17 protein-coding genes, 1 tRNA gene and 1 pseudogene are annotated in these 16,539 nt (G+C 57.3%); 6 read left to right on the top strand and 13 right to left on the bottom strand.

All coding sequences use genetic code 11. The annotated features are described in order from the left end of the window. Positions 1-40: 40 nt before the first annotated feature. Together NOR51B_RS05330 and NOR51B_RS05325 are read right to left on the bottom strand one after the other, a co-directional pair. Positions 41-448 (bottom strand): SgcJ/EcaC family oxidoreductase, encoded by a 408-nt coding sequence (locus NOR51B_RS05330; RefSeq protein WP_009019755.1) that lies wholly within the window; start codon positions 446-448, stop codon positions 41-43. Between the two features lie 65 nt (positions 449-513). Further along, positions 514-2,187, bottom strand: coding sequence for a SulP family inorganic anion transporter (locus NOR51B_RS05325; protein ID WP_009018832.1), 1,674 nt, complete (start codon positions 2,185-2,187; stop codon positions 514-516). A 101-nt stretch (positions 2,188-2,288) separates the two neighbouring features. Between NOR51B_RS05325 and NOR51B_RS05320 the strand changes: the two genes are divergently transcribed. Further along, on the top strand, positions 2,289-3,290 hold the full coding sequence (locus NOR51B_RS05320; RefSeq protein ID WP_009018964.1) for a hydrogen peroxide-inducible genes activator: 1,002 nt from the start codon (positions 2,289-2,291) through the stop codon (positions 3,288-3,290). A gap of 261 nt (positions 3,291-3,551) precedes the next feature. On the opposite strand, the gene NOR51B_RS15650 is transcribed toward NOR51B_RS05320, so the two are convergent. The 7 genes and pseudogenes from NOR51B_RS15650 to NOR51B_RS15770 all read right to left on the bottom strand — a co-directional run bounded on the left by NOR51B_RS15650 (position 3,552) and on the right by NOR51B_RS15770 (position 8,890). Further along, positions 3,552-3,818 (bottom strand): cation:proton antiporter regulatory subunit, encoded by a 267-nt coding sequence (locus tag NOR51B_RS15650; protein WP_326544574.1) that lies wholly within the window; start codon positions 3,816-3,818, stop codon positions 3,552-3,554. 15 nt (positions 3,819-3,833) lie between these two features. After that, a pseudogene (locus NOR51B_RS05315) lies at positions 3,834-4,757 on the bottom strand (RimK family alpha-L-glutamate ligase); the annotation flags it as partial. A 509-nt stretch (positions 4,758-5,266) separates the two neighbouring features. Further along, the gene (locus NOR51B_RS05310) at positions 5,267-6,490 is read right to left on the bottom strand and encodes a pilus assembly PilX family protein (RefSeq protein WP_009021576.1); all 1,224 of its coding nucleotides are present in this window, start codon (positions 6,488-6,490) and stop codon (positions 5,267-5,269) included. A gap of 42 nt (positions 6,491-6,532) precedes the next feature. Continuing rightward, a complete protein-coding gene (locus tag NOR51B_RS05305) occupies positions 6,533-7,591 on the bottom strand; it encodes a PilW family protein (RefSeq protein ID WP_009019419.1) in 1,059 nt (352 codons plus the stop codon). Then, positions 7,588-8,022, bottom strand: a complete 435-nt coding sequence (gene pilV / locus NOR51B_RS14855; RefSeq protein ID WP_009021290.1) for a type IV pilus modification protein PilV — start codon at positions 8,020-8,022, stop codon at positions 7,588-7,590. The genes NOR51B_RS05305 and pilV overlap by 4 nt, the downstream gene beginning before the upstream one ends. After that, positions 8,019-8,504 carry a GspH/FimT family pseudopilin gene (locus tag NOR51B_RS05295; RefSeq protein ID WP_040482369.1) on the bottom strand — a complete coding sequence of 162 codons (486 nt, stop codon included), beginning with the start codon at positions 8,502-8,504 and terminating at the stop codon, positions 8,019-8,021. The genes pilV and NOR51B_RS05295 overlap by 4 nt, the downstream gene beginning before the upstream one ends. A gap of 8 nt (positions 8,505-8,512) precedes the next feature. Continuing rightward, positions 8,513-8,890, bottom strand: a complete 378-nt coding sequence (locus NOR51B_RS15770; RefSeq protein WP_009019787.1) for a type IV pilin protein — start codon at positions 8,888-8,890, stop codon at positions 8,513-8,515. A 678-nt stretch (positions 8,891-9,568) separates the two neighbouring features. Between NOR51B_RS15770 and NOR51B_RS05285 the strand changes: the two genes are divergently transcribed. Further along, positions 9,569-10,669 carry an IS481 family transposase gene (locus tag NOR51B_RS05285; RefSeq protein WP_009019470.1) on the top strand — a complete coding sequence of 367 codons (1,101 nt, stop codon included), beginning with the start codon at positions 9,569-9,571 and terminating at the stop codon, positions 10,667-10,669. A gap of 56 nt (positions 10,670-10,725) precedes the next feature. Here the strand turns inward: NOR51B_RS05285 and NOR51B_RS05280 are convergent. Both NOR51B_RS05280 and NOR51B_RS05275 read right to left on the bottom strand, forming a co-directional pair. Then, positions 10,726-10,802, bottom strand: a tRNA-Pro gene (locus NOR51B_RS05280). A gap of 41 nt (positions 10,803-10,843) precedes the next feature. Further along, complete coding sequence (locus tag NOR51B_RS05275; protein ID WP_009021418.1) at positions 10,844-11,056, bottom strand: DUF3094 family protein; 213 nt, start codon at positions 11,054-11,056, stop codon at positions 10,844-10,846. 232 nt (positions 11,057-11,288) lie between these two features. On the opposite strand from NOR51B_RS05275, the gene NOR51B_RS05270 reads away from it, so the two are divergent. Together NOR51B_RS05270 and NOR51B_RS05265 are read left to right on the top strand one after the other, a co-directional pair. Beyond that, the gene (locus NOR51B_RS05270) at positions 11,289-12,032 is read left to right on the top strand and encodes a ComF family protein (RefSeq protein ID WP_009019262.1); all 744 of its coding nucleotides are present in this window, start codon (positions 11,289-11,291) and stop codon (positions 12,030-12,032) included. A 78-nt stretch (positions 12,033-12,110) separates the two neighbouring features. Further along, positions 12,111-13,085 (top strand): serine/threonine protein kinase, encoded by a 975-nt coding sequence (locus tag NOR51B_RS05265; protein WP_009020329.1) that lies wholly within the window; start codon positions 12,111-12,113, stop codon positions 13,083-13,085. Between the two features lie 47 nt (positions 13,086-13,132). On the opposite strand, the gene NOR51B_RS05260 is transcribed toward NOR51B_RS05265, so the two are convergent. Further along, positions 13,133-13,861, bottom strand: coding sequence for an acyltransferase (locus NOR51B_RS05260; protein ID WP_009021546.1), 729 nt, complete (start codon positions 13,859-13,861; stop codon positions 13,133-13,135). Between the two features lie 20 nt (positions 13,862-13,881). Here NOR51B_RS05260 and trmB point away from each other — a divergent pair, with 20 nt between their 5' ends. Both trmB and cysE read left to right on the top strand, forming a co-directional pair. Then, positions 13,882-14,580, top strand: coding sequence for a tRNA (guanine(46)-N(7))-methyltransferase TrmB (gene trmB, locus NOR51B_RS05255; protein ID WP_230198408.1), 699 nt, complete (start codon positions 13,882-13,884; stop codon positions 14,578-14,580). Positions 14,581-14,636: 56 nt separating this feature from the next. Continuing rightward, a complete protein-coding gene (gene cysE / locus NOR51B_RS05250) occupies positions 14,637-15,455 on the top strand; it encodes a serine O-acetyltransferase (RefSeq protein WP_009020583.1) in 819 nt (272 codons plus the stop codon). On the opposite strand, the gene hemE is transcribed toward cysE, so the two are convergent. After that, complete coding sequence (gene hemE, locus NOR51B_RS05245) at positions 15,449-16,516, bottom strand: uroporphyrinogen decarboxylase (protein WP_009018990.1); 1,068 nt, start codon at positions 16,514-16,516, stop codon at positions 15,449-15,451. The genes cysE and hemE overlap by 7 nt on opposite strands. Between the last annotated feature and the right edge of the window lie 23 nt (positions 16,517-16,539).

The following is a 16,539-nucleotide window of genomic DNA, read 5'->3' as shown; positions in this document are numbered from 1 at the left end:
CGCGATCGCTGAGGGTTTCGATCAGCGATAGTTAAGCCAATCAGGCGGCAGCGATATCCTGCTGAGGTGCGTCGGTAACAGTCTCGGGCATTGCCGAGCTGTGGTGCTCGGTGATCTTCCACTCGCCATCGACCCGCTTGTAGAGATAGGTGAAGCGTGCGGTAACGCTTGCGCCATCGCCGAAGGTGAAGGTGTACACGCCCGAGTTAATCACCAGATCCCTGGACAGGTGACGCACATTGGACTCATCAATCACACCCTGTGGCTGCTTCGCCAGAAACGCCACAAAGTAGTCACGAATCTCATCGTGGTTGTGGCGCACCTTGTTGGACACCGTCGGCAGCAGCACCGCATCTTCCGCATAAAGTGCGACCACGTTATCCGGATTGCCGGTGGCAAGGGCGGCGTTCCAGCGATCAAAAAGACCCAGCACATTATTGTCAATCATGTCGTTCTCCTGTTGTTACAGCGGCCAATCAGGCCAATGGTTAAGTCAGTTAAAAAGTAATGGATTTAGGCGACAGCGCTCGCCGGTTTCAGCGGCTTGTCCGACGATCCTCGGCCACCGGCTTCGGTTATCTGTGAGCGCCCGTCGATTGCCTCGAGTGCCTCAAGCCGGGTAGCAAAGTGGGCATCGCCCGGCAGGCAGCAATCGGCGCCCAAACTGGACAGGGTTTCGATGACCTGGGGCGCCATACCAACGATATAAATGGTCTTCTTGGCCTTGGCCGCATCACAACCAATGGTCTCGACGGCACGTGCGGCGGATACATCCATGAAAGGTACCCGGTTGAAATCGAGGATGATCGAGTGGGTCGCGTTCTTGTAGCGCTCGCGCACGTGGTGGCCGACATCGGCCGCCGCTCCAAAGCTCAGCGGACCACCGAACTCGAATATGGTGACCTGCTTGCCGAGGCGATCAAGAATCGCACGCTCTTCCGGGGTGGCCTCGGTAAAGGGACGCGAAGTCAGTTCGTCGAGCTGAGTTTTGGCGACCTGCTTGACATAAGCCAATGCGGCCAGAACCACACCAGCGCCGACAGCGGTGATCAGGTCAACAAACACGGTAAGGCCCAATACCAGCGCCATCAGCACCAGATCCCAGCGAGGTCCACGGTGCGCACGCTTCAGGTAGCTGAAGTCGACAATGTCCATGCCCACCTTGAAGAGAACGCCGGCAAGGGCCGCATGGGGGATATAAGAGGCGACAGAACCGACGCCCAGAACGACCGCGGCAAGCACCACGGAGTGGATCATGCCCGACAGGCGAGTAACACCACCCGAGCGAATATTGATCACCGTGCGCATGGTGGCACCGGCACCGGCGATTCCACCAAACAGACCGGCGACGGTATTACCAATACCCTGGCCGATAAGCTCCTTATTGGAGTCATGGCGGGTGCGGGTCATGTTATCGGCGACCAGCGAGGTCAGCAGGCTGTCGATAGAACCAAGCACCGCCAAAATAAAGGCCGCTTCGATCACCAGCATCATCGCCGACTGATCAAACACCGGCAGGTGGAGGCTGGGCAGGCCCGAGGGGATATCGCCGAGAATCGGCATGACCGGAAGAAACAGGCTCAATACTGTACCCGTGATCAGCGCCGCCAGTGGTCCCGGAACATAGACACCCCACCTGGTGGGCCAGGCGTAGGCCACGGCGAGGGTCACAACACCAACGGTCAACGCCGCCATGTTGATGTCAGAGAGCGCGGTGGGAATGTAGGCCAACGCGGACAACGTTCCCGCAGGCGCGTCGTGACCGAACAAGGCATCGAACTGGAGAATAATAATAATCACACCGATGCCGCTCATGAAGCCCGACACCACGGGATACGGCACCAACCGGATGTAATTACCAAAGCCTACCGCACCAAACACAATCTGGAAGGCGCCAGCCAGCATAACGGCCGTGAGGATTAGCCCGACGTCACCGGAGAGGCTCGCGAACAGACCCGCGAGTACCACCACCATGGGGCCGGTGGGGCCCGAGACATTGGTGGGGGTACCACCGAACAAAGCGGCGAAGAAACCCACAATAATTGCGCCGTACATACCGGCAATGGGACCAAGACCCGAGGCGACACCGAATGCGAGGGCCAGCGGAATGGCCACGACACCGGCGGTGAGACCGCCGTAAATGTCACCGCGCAGGTGATTCAGGTCAAATTTCAGTAACGAACGCATAACTCAAACTCCAAACTCTGGGGCGATTGCCCCTGTACCCGCACACTATGGCCGGCCTTTAACCACAAACAAATATGCGAAATTCTTTTATGTGATAGTCTTTGGCTATCGAAAATGCGATTGCGGGCTGGGGCCACAGGCAAACCCGGCAATCCGAGGCGGGCACCATGGCAACGGTCAAGCAAATCCAGTACTTCCTCGCGGTCGCTGAGGCCCAGTCGATCCGTCGCGCCGCAGATCGGCTTGATGTGGCCCAGCCCACGCTCTCGACCCAGCTCTCCGCCCTCGAGAAAAGCCTGGGCGTGACACTTTTCGAGCGCAGCCGTCGCGTGACCCAGCTCACGCCCGCCGGGCGCGAGCTCCTGTCCACCGCCAAACAGTTGATTGCCAAATGGCACGAACTCCAGGAGCTGGCGCATACCCTTTCCGATACCGCGGCCACCACCCACCGGCTGGGGGTACCCCCTACGCTGGGGCCTTACCTGCTGCCGAATATCGTGCCCGCCATCCACCAGAAGTTTGAACGGCTCAAGCTGTATGTTCGCGAGGAACAACCGAGCCAGTTGGAGGGGGGTGTACTCGACGGACGGTATGACCTGGCACTGGTACCCCTCCCCTTGAGCAACGACCAGTTAGCGATCGAGGTACTCTTTCGCGAACCGCTACTGGTAATCGCCGCCAAAGAAGCGGGGCTTGCAGTGAATGGCAAGCTGCGCGAGGAGCAGCTAGCGGGCATGAGCATCCTCGGGCTCGATGAACGCCACCGTCTGCATCAGGAAGTACAACGGATCTGCGATCGAACCGGTGCGCGCATTAATCGGGACTATGAAGGCACCAGTCTCGATACCCTGCGGCAGATGGTGGTCATGGGCATGGGGATCGCGCTGTTACCGGCGCTGTACATCCGATCGGAGATTCACCGGCCCGAAGAGCTTGATGTGATTAAGGTCGAGGGTGCGCAATTGTTTCGCGAGCATGCGCTGATCTTTCGGGCAGGGAGCCCCGTGCGCCACCTTTACCAGGAGCTGGCGCAGTTGATCCGCGAGCGCATGGGCGAGGCGTTTAGCGATGTGGTGACGCCGATTTATAACCGGTCGGCGTGATGGACGGGGCGCCATTTCACAGCAGGCCCCACAATATGCTACCGATTACTGCCGCGACCGTAATCCCTAAACCAAGAAAGCCACGGGTCGCTTAAAACCCATTTCAGCCACTTCCAAGAACTGACAATGTTAGGTGAATTGTTGGCGTTAAATAGCTGGCTCCAGCGAGTCAATAGCCAAAATCTTAAACATTGCTCATCGAAAGGCTTAATTTGATAACTTCTTCCCGTCGCTTAAGCGTGCAAACAGAGAGCGATCACATTACTCGGCCTGCCCCTCAGCCGTTATGTCGGTTTCCAACTGCTGTATTTGAGGCTTACGACGCCGGCGGGCACGCGAGGGAATCATGCCGCGCATGGCTTCGAGCTTGCCGTAACAGAGCAGTTTATCGCCCGCTTCAAGCACCCGATTACCCTTGGGATTGGGGATAACCTTGCCGCCTCTATAGAGGGTAAGCACGTTGATATCACTCTCGTAGAGTTTGGTTTCGGTAATGGTCTGACCCACGAAATGGGCACCTTCAGGCACATAAATTTCGCTGACGCCGTAACCCTTGCTTACCGTCAAACGCTGGCGCACATCGATTTCAGGGAAGTCGACCTGGGCTGCAATGTAATCGATCACCGAACCCGCAACATCGAGACCCGTAGCCGTTTCGATGCCCTCGAGACCGGGTGACGAATTCACCTCCATCACCTGCGGGCCGTCTTTACCCTCGAGCATATCAACGCCGGCGACGCGTAAGCCCATGATCTGGGTACAACGAATAGCGGTCTGTACGTAACGCTCATCGAGTTCGACAGGTTCGGCGATACCGCCACGGTGGACGTTACTGCGGAATTCCTGCCCTTGGGCCACACGACGCATCGCGGCAACGACCTGATCGCCGACGACAAACGCCCGGATATCCTTGCCCTTGCTCTCGGCAACAAATTTCTGGATCAGGACATTCTGCTTCTGGCTTTGCAGCAGTTCGATGATGCCCTCGGCGGCTTTAACAGTCTCGGCGAGCAGTACGCCGATGCCCTGAGTGCCCTCGATCAATTTGATAACGACCGGTGCGCCGCCGACCCGCGCAATCGCCGGAAGCACATCGCGTTTATCACGGACGAAGGTGGTTCGCGGGATACCGATATGGTGTCGGCTCAGAATCTGCAAACTGCGCAGCTTATCCCGGGAGTTGATGATGCCGTGGGCCGTATTCGCCGCAAAAATATCCATTTCCTGAAACTGCCGAACCACTGCAGTCCCGTAATAGGTGATGGACGCGCCGATTCGTGGCAACACTGCATCGTAACTACTGAGCTGCTTCTGGCGATAGTAAAGGTCAGGACTACCCTCATCGAGATCGATCGCAAATTTCAGTGTATTCAATACCTTGGCCTGATGATCCCGCTGCTCGGCCGCTTCTTTAAGGCGGCGGGTGCTGTAGGCGTTGGGTGCACAGGACAGAATGGCCAGTTTCATGGGTCTCCATTGATCGTTGGATTAATAAACACCTTAACATGGGGTGGTTCGCAGACAACGCGGACCTATACGCCCGAGTGGCGGTGCCGCGCGTGGTCACGAACAGAGATAAAAAGATTCAACGACAAGAAGCCCGTCTAGGTGCTTTTAATCTCATGTCAAACGACAGACACTCACACCACCAGAAGTAAAACGACGAATTGTAGTCACTGTGCCCAGTATCCGCGAAGATCGCGCACTGAGAGACAATAGCCTACCGAAATCGGGGTCGCGAATTCACGCAAAGGTCCCGAAACAGGCACTAAAGCATCTGCAAACCTGTAGTCAGCGTGAGCGTTGCGGGGGAGCCGGCTGGCTAAGGATTAGCGGCATTTCGCAGCCGACAACGCGCCTAGCTAGAATCAGCGATTAATCGAATCCGCTCCGGGAGCGGTACCCGAAACGCATCGGCCTGCCAAACACCTCGGCTCTGCGACCTGAGCAAAATTTATCCGGCGTGATTGGCGTGATCAGTAAATCTCACGCCAGGAAAGAATGCTAGGCGGAACAGGGATCGGGTCAGGGTCAGGTAATTGAAGATTGCCTGAGAAGCGTTTGGATTGAACAAAAGCCAGTCCACCGTTTTTGGTGAAATCGCCGCCCGAGACCACGGCACCAGTGAGTGTGGAAGTACCATTGTGTATAACGTCGCCCTCAGCCCAGAACACACCAAAGGTATCCGTCTGGCCATTAAGGGTTATCTCTCCACCAGCGACCAAGGCGACGTCAAGCGCGTTATTCACGCCAATATCACTGCTGCCATTTTGTGTAATGTTGCCCGTTGCGAGAATCGTCACGTTTTGATGACTAGCGTTACGATCGAGGTCGACGTCTCCATCGCAATAGTACATCCGCCCCAATCCATCACCATCCGGAATTTCGCAGGCCGCGATAGCCGCTGTGAAGCCGTCGGCATCGGGGCTGGCGTTAAGTCCATGATCTGTGACGAAATCAGCCGCTGAGGGCACGTCAAAAGGCTCGGCATCAGATGTAACCCTATCTGCAATCGTGCTTCCATCTGGCACATCTCCACTGAACGTTGCAGTACCCGATGCGCTGATATCAGAGGGGTAGGGGACCAGCTCGCCCTCGGCATCTAGGTCATTGAGATCAACCAGTTCGCCCCTACCGTCAAACGCCTCGTTAGCATGCGCACTACCGGTGAACGACGACGTTCCGTTCACGGTAATGCTGCCCTCCGTCAGCAAGCCTTTTGCAAATGCCGGCCCCGGACCGGGAGGTATGTATAGCTGTGGCTTTTGGTAAGTAAGTTGGAGCGTTGTCTGCCCCACGCTGTCCGTGCCACCGAGCGAGTTACCGGTCACGTTTACCACCACATCATCGGTGCCCCAGATTATGGCGCTGATATAATACGCACCATAAGTACCTATGCTGGCGGTGGTGACCGGCGAGTCGGGAAGTGTGAAGCCCACTGCTGTTTTCCACGACTCCTGCCAGGTGGCATCGGTCCAATCAACTGTGCCGGCGTCGTCCTCGGCGACCAGCCAGCCCAGAAACTCACTGCCCCCGGCTTCGGCGGCAACGAAGGAGATCGACTTGTTATTCTGGTTGGCGGTCATCCGTTCCTGTAAGTTGGTTCCGCGCATTCCGTATACGATGACCAAAGTAGCGACTGCCAGCAATATCAAACTGACAACCAACGCGGCTCCTCTCTGTTTCCTGAATGCCTGCATGACGTCTTCCTCTCTGCCCCACCGGTTGAATCGATGAATTGGTTAGTACGCCGTAAGACAGCGGACTTCGAAATTCCCTTCTTTTTCGCTAAGGCCCGAACTGCAACCATCGTCAAAGTCGACCGATAGGGCGAAGTTTCTATTTTGAGATTGGCTGGACCAATAAACAGTTGCTCCAAAATCGCCCAACGAGCCCCTAACCGCGCAAATACCCTGAAGCTGATCCAATGTGGGTAATGCCTTCCCTATATTGGAACAAAAATCAATTGCTTCCTGATAAGCCAAAAGGTTATTTCCGCTCGGGTTTTGGACACACAGCCTAAACTCATTGCTATACACAACCGATCCAGGATCAGTCGGGCACACATCCCCGGGAACGGGAGGGTTGATGGGGCCTGGATCCTCAGGGTCCTCGAGAGGGGGCACGGGAGGCTCGACCGGCGGGGGAGGCTCCTCCACGGGAGGATCGTCTGGGTTAGGCTCAGGAGTTGGCGTCAGATCGTCTACCGTTACTCCGTATTCATCCGCAATCGCCTGCAGATCTACGCCGGCATACAGATTCAGCACCATGGGTCGCGCAGTGGCAGTGAAATCAGTAGCTAGCGCCGAGCCCGCCATACCGAGGGTAACGCGGACACTGACGTTGTTACCGAGGCTGTCTGGTAGCAAAGCAGCCGTGAACGCGGACACACCGCGGGTGATTACCTCGCCGTTACACTGGAGGTCTCCCGCGACCACGCTGAATACATCTGTATTTGAACCGGCGCCAGCCACCGCTCCCAAACAATTGCGAACCCCTGCACCGCCATCATAGGTGACCGTGAGGGTGTTGCCGGCTACCGCCAGATTATCCGCCTCACGCACCACGCGGGTGATTGTTTGCGATGCAAAGCGGATGCCATCCTGCGCGTTATCGAGATCGCGTTTCACCGCCGCTGACTGCTGGTTGGCCAGAAACATGGCCACCGCGCCAGAAATGATGAATAACCCTAACGCCATGGCAACCATGAGTTCGATAAGGGTAAACCCGGTTTGCGGGCGAATTCTCTGAACTTTGCCGTTCAGTGCTGCCAGTACATCTAGCGCTCTACGTTTTTTCATACACACCCCGCAAGGCTGGGAATGACAACGGTTCGACTGAGGGATTCACTCAGATCGAAACGGTTATCCTGCCACGTCACCGTGATATCAAAGCGAAAAGAAGGATCGCCGGTGGTCCCGGTCAGCGTCGCCGCCCCCGTCCAACTGCCCAGCGTGCCGCCCGTATGGGCCGCTTCCCACGCAGTCACAATGGCTGCAGAAGCGGTAGCCGGATCGGCCTGAATATCACAGGCACCGTTCCACAGACGCTCGGCCAAATCTGAGACCTGAACAATGGCCAGCGCACGCTGTGCACTGGCGTAGGAATACTTCTGTGACTGGATCTGCATCTGCGCGGCACCCAGCAGACCGATGGACAATATCAGTACCGTCACCAGCACTTCCATCAGGGTAAAACCGCGCTGCTGTAACGCTAACCTGGACTCAATCATGGGCATCCACTCCCGGTTGCCGCCATACCGCCGACATATACACAGACGGTGTCACTGCTGCTACCCACGGTTACCGTAAAGGTATTGGCGCTCGAGGCGGACCCCACCGGCGAAAACACGATGGACGTGGGACCCCCGGTAATGGCAACCGTGCCCTGAACAGCAGGAGCAACACGCAAGACATCCGTCAACGCAGGGTTTGCCGGGTCGGGTCGGGTGACGATCCAGCCAACCGTCCAGTCAGTACCGCCGGAACAGGCGGCGCCGTCGGCGCTAGGACAAAATGTCACATCGGTGGCGTAGCGCACGGCTTCGCTGCGCGAAAGCTGGAGGTGATAAAGCAAGCTGTTTGCCGCGGTGCTCAGGCGATTGCTTTCGAAAAAACGGGTGAACGAAGGCGCGGCAATGGCAAGCAGGATCGCAACCACAATAATCACGACCATCAACTCGAGCAGCGAAAACCCCTGTGAAGCGCGCGGCATCAGCATGGCTAATCCCAGCAATCCGTAGCGCCGGCGGTTCGCGCACCGGTATGGGTTACCGTCATGGTCCCACAGGGGTCAGTCGCCTGCGGGCCAGTAGGTGCAGCACTCACGGTGTACGTGGTCGCTGTCAGGGTTGGCAAAGTGAGCGTATAAAATTCAACGTCTACGCCGCTGATATCAGTACCCGTATACGCGTTGGTCGTTGTGAACTGCCGCTCCGCCAGTTGTGCAGCTTCCAGGAGCGCGGTCTGCCCGGCGGAACGTCGCGATTCCTGAATTTGCGCCCGGTAAGACGGTATAGCCACGGCGGCGAGGATACCAACAATGGCAACGGCGATAAGTAACTCTATCAGCGAGAAGCCCGATTGAGTCGCGCGACACATTGCGGCCCCTTCGACGGGTCGAGCGCGAACTCTACAGCCAGATCTGGCCGTGAAGCGGGACAGTTGATGGCGAGAAAAGCAGTAGAAACGAGAAATTTCAGGTGTCATGGGGCCTTTCCTGCAAAGGATGCGTATCTATCATAACGCGAATGCTTCTGCGCATGATGAGGGCCCTCTGTTAATTTCACCACTGTCTAAGGCTGCTACACCTTTTCCTCTGTTGCTGTAACGAAGAAAATGCCGGTGCGTTCGCTGCACCTAATCCAACGAACGTAGCACCACAACAAACAAAAGAAAAGATTTGATTTCGCGTTTTGTGACGGGGTCGAAATTATGCTCTTAAGGTAAGAAAGGGTATCTCCGAAGCAGTTTTAAAGCGTATCGCGTTCAATTCTTCGGTCAAACAGTTAGGTGGGGACGGACAGTAGTGGAACACCTTCGCTCAAAAAGTGTTAAGTCTGTCATCGGAATAAACTGTTACCTATGTGCCAAGAAAGCACCTTTTTGTGAGTAGCGAGACATAGGCTACACAATATACCGGAGACATGGTTTACACATTAAGGCATTTGGAGGAGGACTCCCGATGCCGTGGAAGGAGTGTAAACCGATGGAGGGCCTGCCCCTGTTTATGGGCATGAACGACTCAGGTTCGTAGCTCGTCTTCTTGATGGCGAGCAGATGTCAGCCCTTTGCAAGGAGTTTGGAATTTCCAGACCCACGGGCTACAAGATCTACAATCGATACAAGGAGCTAGGCCCCAAGGGACTCGAGGATCGGAGCCGAAGGCCCTACAGGCATGCTAATAAACTACCGTTTCAGATCGAGCGAGCAATTCTCGCGATCAAGCGGGAGTACCCGTCCTGGGGCGCGCCCAAGATCCGAGAGAAGCTGATCAAGCAATTTCCGATGGTGAATCCGCCGGCCAAGAGCACGGTGCACGCCATTCTCGATCGTAATGGTCTGGTAAAGCGCCAGAAGCGTCGGCGCCGAAAAGCGCAGGGCACAGCGCTGAGTGAAGCTACCGTACCGAACGGGCTGTGGTGTGCGGATTATAAGGGTGAGTTTCTACTGGGTAACCGTCAGTACTGTTACCCACTGACGATCACTGACTATCGCTCACGATATCTCCTAGCCTGCGAAGGCCTCGACTCCACCAAGTCGGCACTTGCCTTCAATGTCTTCGAACACGCCTTCAAGGAGTATGGTTTGCCGCAGGCCATTCGGACCGACAACGGCATCCCGTTTGCCTCGCCCAACGCATTCTTCGGACTGAGCCGGCTGTCAATCTGGTGGCTTAAGCTAGGCATTAACATTGAGCGCATCAAGCCAGGCCACCCAGAGCAAAACGGGCGTCATGAGCGTATGCATCTGACACTGAAGAAAGAAGCAACGAAGCCTGCTTCCTTCAATTTCTTACAACAGCAGGGTCGCTTCGACAGATTTATAGAGGTTTACAACAACGAGAGGCCCCATCAGGCACTTGGCGGGCAATATCCTGCAGAAGTATTTACACCTTCTGTGCGGGAATACCGGCCTGCCGAAGAGCCCCTGTACCCATTCCACGACAAAGCTGTGAAGGTCACCAAGTGCGGACGCATTTGCATGGGCCATCGTAAGATCAACCTCAGCATCGTGTTCAGCGGTCAGGTCGTGGGGGTACGCGAAGTTGCTGACAAAATTTGGCTGGTCAGCTTTATGGATTTTGATCTAGGATTCTTTGACGAGGATTGTGGAAGGGTCGAGCCCGCCACCAATCCCTTTTTACCGGCAACGGTGTAAACCATGTGCCCGGTATCAGATGTAAACCATGTCTGCGGTATACACCTTTTGTGAGATGGTCGGTGTGAGAGGATTCGAACCTCCGACCCCTTCCTCCCGAAGGAAGTGCGCTACCAGGCTGCGCCACACACCGAGGGCGCGAAGAATACCAGAAGCGCGAAATCAGGCCAACGGTCAGTAAACACCGGCCCACTGGGCAATGATCTGGCTGAGCAGGCTGAAACCGGTGACGACCGCAATCAGCAGAAAAATCAGCAGCACCGGGCGGAACGGTTTACGCTCGACCGAATTCACACCGCGCTTTAAAAAGCCGTCAACCCGGGCCTGATCCTCGGGATACAGGCGGGTCTCATTCGGGTCATCGGTAGCCACGTCATCTTTTTCCACAACTGCTCCGTTTGCGCTCACAGCGCCGTGCAGGAAAACACCCCTGAAGTATTGCGCGATTGCGATGATGCGGCAACGTATTGGCACCCGAGCCAGACCAGGTCAAAGCGTCTTGGAAACGATTGACGAGCATCTATCGATATCGAAGTAGACCGGACACCTATGGTTTCCCACTATGGCCGATTATTCACCTATGGGATTAAAAATACCGAGGGGGCTAAACAGAAGGTCGGTGCAGCGATCCAGCCTCGACGCGCTCCCCAGCACCGCGAAAAAACTGCGACAACTCATCGGCCAGGCACTGCCACCGATCTGCATTCTGTGTGATCAGAGACACGATGAATTTACCCTGGTCTGCCAGCAATGCGCCAACGGCATTCAAACCAATGACAATCCCTGCCCCGGCTGCGCTGAACCCGGCGTCGGTGCTGTTCACTGCGGACGCTGTCAGACGTCACCGAGGAGTTTTGATCGGGCAACCGCGCCCCTTTTATTCGAAGGCCCCGTGCGCGAGCTCGTCCATCGCTGGAAGTTCAACAACGCGCAGGAGCTGTCCGCGCTGCTCGCGAATTTACTCGCGAGCCATTTACCCCCGCCGAACCCGAAGGCCGTTTATGTCCCCATCCCCTTGCACTGGCGCCGCCGCTGGTTCCGGGGCTTTGATCAGGTGTGGCAATTGACCAACGCCCTGGCCCAGCAACAAACCCGGACCTACGGCGATGCGCCTGCGGTACTCCCGCTACTGCGCCGTGTCCGGCATACACCACATCAATCCGGTGCCAAACTGAGCAACCGGGAAAGCAATGTTAAAAACGCCTTTACGCTTTCGGGATCACCTCCCAAGACGGCTGAAATCATTCTGGTAGATGATGTTCTGACGACCGGAGCAACCGCCAATGCGGCGGCGCGCCTGCTCAAAGCCAGCGGTGTTGCACAGGTGGAGCTCCTTTGTCTGGGTCGTGCGGCGCGGCATTAAGCACGGTATAAAATCAGCGCCCCCGCATAACACCCGGGGAAGGAGTATGCTCACGGCACCTGAAGCAGAGCGCCGTCCATGGATCATCCGTTTGATTCGCTGTCCCCCGATACCGTCGTCGATTCAATCGAGGCGCTGGGCCTGCGCTGTGATCTGCGCATGATTGCCCTCAACAGCTATGAGAATCGGGTGTATCAGGTCGGCATTGAGGATGCGACGCCGATCATTGCCAAATTCTATCGCCCCGAGCGCTGGACGACGGCACAGATCCTGGAAGAGCATGCCTTTGCCGCCGAGCTCGTTGATGCCGATCTTTCGGTGGTAGCCCCCATGACCATTGGCGGACAGACGCTTCATGAAGTCGGGGACTTTCGCATCGCCGTGTTTGAGCGCCGGGGCGGGCATGCCCCCGAGCTCGACAATTTCGACAGTCTATTGATTCTCGGTCGAACCCTGGGCCGGATCCACCGGGTCGGTGCAGCGAAGCGCTTCAAGCACCGGAGGTCGCTAGATATCGATACCCTGGTCAGCCAAAGTCGGGAGTTCATCAGCGACCGGTTCATCACCGACGATTTGAAACTCGCCTACGACAGTCTCGCCCGGGATCTCGAGGCCGGTATTCGCGAAACCCTCGCCGACTATTCCCCCGATGACCACATCCGCCTGCATGGCGACTGCCACGTCGGCAATATTTTATGGCGCGATGATGTGGCGCATTTCGTCGACCTCGATGACTGCTGCAATGGCCCTGCCATCCAGGATTTGTGGATGTTTTTGAGTGGCGATCGATTTCATCAGGAACAGCAACTGTCCGAAGTGATCGCGGGCTATGAGGAGTTTATGGATTTTGCGCCGCGCCAGCTGCGCTGGATTGAAGCACTGCGCGCCATGCGGTTGATGCACTACGCCGCCTGGCTGGGGCGTCGCTGGAGTGATCCGGCTTTTCCCAGGGCTTTCCCCTGGTTCGGTCAGGCGCGTTTCTGGTCCGACCACATTCTGGAGCTTCGGGAGCAACTCGCCATGCTCAACGAACCGCCGCTGCGACTGCTCTGATAGTACGGCGATAGTGCAGCGCGGGAGTATCTCGCGCCATTGCCGAATCATCGTCGAGCCCGAGCGCCCGGGTAAATCACGCCCCATAACCAGGGCAAGAACCGGTTTCCCGCCAGCGCCTGGCGATCGATGGCGTCGATCTGACAGGCGGTGGCCTCCGGGTCGGCAAAAAAATCAGCGCGGGTGTTACGGGGCTGCTCCGGGTCCAGTTGTCTGACTACGGTGGCGGGGTTACCGGCGACCACGACATTCTCGGGCACATCTCGGCTGACCACCGCGCGCGCCGCGATAACGCTGTTCGCACCGATGGATACGCCTTTCAATACCAGCGCATGATCACCAACCCAGACATTGTCACCGATAATCACCGGCCGGACCGCCGGGTCGCGAGCAATGCGATCATACAGACCGTGCCAGTCGCTGTCGGTGATATAGGCCCCATTTGCCAGCATCACGCCATTTCCCAGCGTAATCTCGTCGCTGGCACTGATTCTTGATCCGGGACTCATGAGGCAGGCATTCCCCAGCGTGATGCGGCCCTCCCCGGGCCCTCGCCCCCAGACCCCAATCTCAATCGGCTGGGCGCTCGTACTCACCGCGGTAAACGAATGTCCAATCCTGATATTGTCGCCGGATATATGCGTGGTCCAGGGCCGCATGAAGGTCGCATGGGGCCCGAGGTATTCGCAGTGCGGGCGAATAAAGTAATCGACCCAGAGATCGCAGAAACGCAAGTAGGCTCGTTTGACCCAATAGGGCCGCAGGTCGGGTCGCATCGCAGATTTGGTATTCCATAGTGAGTGATGACGGGTATCATCGTCGCTCCATGACGCCACCGCAAACCAGCACCCCGTCGCCGATTGTCAGCGACCAGCCATCGGTACATCCGGATCTCGAAAACCGGGTGCTAAAGCATTTGCGCACGCATTGGCAAAAGCCCATTCCGGATCACACCCGGGCGGTGGCCGATCAACTGATTGATGAAATCCCAAGCCGTGAGCGACCACTCATACTCGACTCCTTCTGTGGCACCGGGATGAGCAGTGGGTTCATCGCGCAATCGTTTCCCGATCACTGGGTGATTGGAGTCGACCAGTCGGCACACCGGCTCGACAAACATCAGTTGGGGGATGCGACCAACTACCAGCTGGTTCGCGCCGAGTGCGAGACACTGTGGCAATGCCTTGTCGAGGCGGGCGTTACGGTCACACACCATTTTCTGCTCTATCCCAACCCGTGGCCCAAGGCCGCGATGCTCAATCGACGTATCCATGGCCATCCGTCGTTCCCATTGCTGGCACGGTTGGGTGGCCGGATTGAATTGCGCAGTAACTGGTCAATCTATGTCAGCGAATTTGCCCGGGCGGCACGACTTATCGGTATCGACGGCACTGCCGAAGCCTTTACCCCCACCGCTCCAATTACGCTTTTTGAGCGTAAGTACCAGCAGAAAGGCCAGACCTTGTGGCGATTTTTGTCACAAGATCCACCCTAGAGTCCGCCTTTAGGGTGAGCTAAGGTGTCAAACACGTACCATCGGAGTATCGATCCATGCCTGCTATTCACGCCGCTATCGGAGCGCCCGCCACCAGGGATTCGATCTGGGAACGGATCCGTGAGGAAACTCGGGCCGCCGCCGCCGAAGAGCCTATTCTTGCAAGCTTTCTGCACGCCACCATTTTGCATCACGATGAACTCGAGTGCGCGCTCAGCTTCCATTTGGCCAACCAGCTCGGGAGCACCATGGCGTCATCGATGACGCTGCGGGAAATCATTCTCCAGGCGTTTCGGGATGACGAGCACATCAGGGCGGCGATCCGCGCTGACCTGAATGCGGTGCTCGAGCGCGACTCCGCCTGCAATGAACTGTATCTGCCGTTTTTGTATTTCAAGGGCTTTCAGGCGCTGCAAACCCATCGGGTGGCGCACTGGCTATGGGGTCACGACCGACAGTCGCTGGCGGCATTTCTACAGAGCCAGGTATCCGCCAAATTGGGGGTCGATATCCATCCCGCGGCGCGCTTTGGTAGCGGCATCATGCTCGATCACGCCACGGGGCTGGTGGTTGGAGAAACCGCAGTGGTGGGCAACGATGTCTCGATTTTGCAATCGGTCACCCTCGGTGGTACCGGCAAAGAAACCGGCGATCGCCACCCGAAAATTGGCGATGGCGTACTGATTAGCGCGGGGGCAAAGATTCTCGGCAATATTCGCGTCGGCGAGGGCGCCAAGGTAGGTGCCGGATCGGTGGTGCTGCAGGAAGTGCCGCCGCACACGACGGTAGCCGGGGTTCCCGCCAAAGTGGTGGGGCGACCCAGCTCCGAATCACCCGGTCTTGATATGGATCACGCGCTACCCGACGATTACTGAGCGTGGTACTGGGGGCCTAACTCAACCACCGCGTCGACCATAGCGCCCACATGCTCGGGGTTAATTCCGGGAGTGACGCCGTGGCCCAGATTGAAAATATGCCCGGTGCCCGGGCCAAATCGTTCGAGGATGGTAGCCACCTCGCTGCGGATGCGCTCTGGCGACGCATGCAGCATCGCCGGATCCATATTGCCCTGAAGCGCGACCTTGTCGCCAACCCGCTCCCGCGCCGCGCCGATATCGGTGGTCCAATCGAGTCCAACCGCGTCCGCGCCGCACCCGGCAATCGCTTCGAGCCACTGGCCGCCGCCCTTGGTAAAGACAATCACCGGAACACGCCGGCCATCGGCCTCTCGGGGCAGCTGCTCAATAATTCGGGTCATGTAACGCAGCGAGAACTCCTGATAGGCCGCATGACCCAACGCCCCGCCCCAGGTATCAAAGATCTGTAACACCTGGGCGCCCTGGGCAACCTGCTCTGAAAGATAGACCGCCACTGCCTGCGCCAGCTTTTCGAGGAGCTGGTGCATTTGCTGCGGCTCGTTGAACGCCATCGCCTTGGTCTTGGCGAAGTCTTTGGAGGACCCACCCTCCACCATGTAGGTCGCCAGCGTCCAGGGGCTTCCGGAAAAGCCAATGAGCGGCACGCTACCGTCGAGTGTTTTGCGTATCAACGACACCGCATCCATAACGTAACCGAGCTCATCCCGGGCACGATTCGGGTCGAGCCTGGCCACATCCGCGGCGCTATCGATGGTGCGCTCAAACCGCGGACCCTCACCTTCAGAGAAGTAGAGACCCAGCCCCATGGCATCGGGAATCGTGAGAATATCGGAAAACAGAATGGCGGCATCCATGGCGTAGCGGCGCAACGGTTGCATCGTCACCTCGCAGGCCAATTCCGGATTCGAGCACAGGGCCATAAAGCTGCCGGCTTCGGCACGCGTGGCGCGGTATTCGGGTAAGTAACGTCCCGCCTGGCGCATCATCCATAGTGGGGTTCGGTCTACTGGCTCGCGCAGCAGCGCGCGAATCAGCCGATCGTTTTTGAGTTCGGTCATTGGGTCTGCCTGAATAGTCCTGT

The organism is Luminiphilus syltensis NOR5-1B (assembly GCF_000158175.1).
GTDB classification, from domain to species: Bacteria; Pseudomonadota; Gammaproteobacteria; order Pseudomonadales; family Halieaceae; genus Luminiphilus; species Luminiphilus syltensis.
Note: the sequence above shows the minus strand (reverse complement) of the source record. Positions and strands in the feature narration are given on the sequence as shown.